The sequence below is a fragment of the Tsukamurella sputi genome (assembly GCF_007858445.1).
Lineage (GTDB): Bacteria > Actinomycetota > Actinomycetes > Mycobacteriales > Mycobacteriaceae > Tsukamurella > Tsukamurella sputi.
Genome location: NZ_VIGV01000037.1, coordinates 1 through 739, shown reverse-complemented (window position 1 = coordinate 739; position 739 = coordinate 1). Strand labels below are relative to the sequence as shown.

General features: G+C 38.6%; 2 protein-coding genes. Both read right to left on the bottom strand.

Annotation, left to right across the window (positions count from 1 at the left end):
• The coding region (locus FK268_RS25815) for an ATP-binding cassette domain-containing protein (RefSeq protein WP_146437778.1) at positions 1-197 on the bottom strand (197 nt) is incomplete at its 3' end.
• A partial coding sequence (locus FK268_RS25810; RefSeq protein ID WP_146437776.1) for an iron chelate uptake ABC transporter family permease subunit occupies positions 198-739 on the bottom strand: 542 nt, incomplete at its 5' end.

The window sequence follows — 739 nt, the reverse complement described above, 5'->3', positions numbered from 1 at the left end:
CTAATAAGACGATCATCAATCTTGATAGAACCCGCATCAGGATCGATCAAGCGACTCATCATTCCAAGAAGTGTACTCTTCCCTGCTCCATTAGGCCCGATCAACGATGTCACCTTATTTTTAGGGATCGTAATAGAGACATCATCTACAACTTTACGCTGTCCAAATAATTTTGAAACACCTTCTACGACAACCATTTATTTGCTCCCCCTTAAAAGTAGATAGATAAAATAGAGCCCACCAATAAAATTGATAATCACACTCAACGTTGTTGAGAATGAGAAGACTCTCTCCACCAACATCTGCCCAAATGCCAGGGCGATAATACTGACTAACACTGTTCCTATCAATAAAACAGAATGACGATAGGTCTTAAAAATCTCATAACTAAGATTGGCAACGAGTAATCCTAAAAAGGTAATCGGGCCAATCAATGCTGTTGAAACAGCAGTCAAAATAGAGACAACAATCAATGTTATCATCACCACTTTGCGATAAGAGATCCCCAAATTAACCGATTGGTCACGCCCTAATGAGAGGACGTCGAGATATTTAATCATCGGCAGATAGAGAATCATCGTTATCCCAATAATTCCTAATGCCCACCAGATTAGCTTCACTTGAACATTATTAAAGCTGGCAAACATCTTATATTGTACTAAGAAAAACTCATTCGGATCTATCAATACCTGCATAAAAGTGGAAAGACTCTGAAAGAGAGCACCTAAAACAATACCTA